The sequence below is a fragment of the Extibacter sp. GGCC_0201 genome (assembly GCF_017566055.1).
In the GTDB taxonomy this organism is placed as follows: Bacteria; Bacillota; Clostridia; order Lachnospirales; family Lachnospiraceae; genus Extibacter.
On the sequence record NZ_JABFCH010000073.1, the window covers coordinates 1 to 469 of the forward strand.

The window sequence follows — 469 nt, forward strand, 5'->3', positions numbered from 1 at the left end:
GCAAACCTGGAGCCAGTATCCGGGTGCCATTGATGTGTGGGAAAGGAACTGGGGGCATGTAGCGCAGCTGTTCCAGTACGGAAGTGCGGTGAGAAGGGTGATGTACACAACGAATGCGATAGAAAGCGTGAATTCAAGCTTTAGAAGAGTGACCCGGAAAGGTGCGTTTCCACATGAAAATGCATTGCTGAAGCTGCTATATCTACGTGTTACGGAACTCTATAAAAAATGGAAGGGGCGTCCTGTACCAAACTGGGCGATGGTACGGAACCAGCTGTCGATGGACCCAAAAATGAATACACGGATGCAGAAATATGAGGATATCTAAATGCAGATACCGGAATCCAGGGGACAGCCAGGCCTTCTTTTAGGAATGCATATGAGGACTTTGGACAAAATGGCAGCTGAACCTATCAGATTCAGCTGCCAAAATAAAATATAAAATTTACACACTTAACTTGACAAAGTC

The 469-nt window shown here is 45.8% G+C and carries 1 protein-coding gene; it reads left to right on the forward strand.

Translation table 11 applies throughout. From position 1 onward, the window contains the following. On the forward strand, positions 1-328 hold a 328-nt coding region (locus HJV72_RS18810), incomplete at its 5' end, for a transposase (RefSeq protein ID WP_208073383.1). Between the last annotated feature and the right edge of the window lie 141 nt (positions 329-469).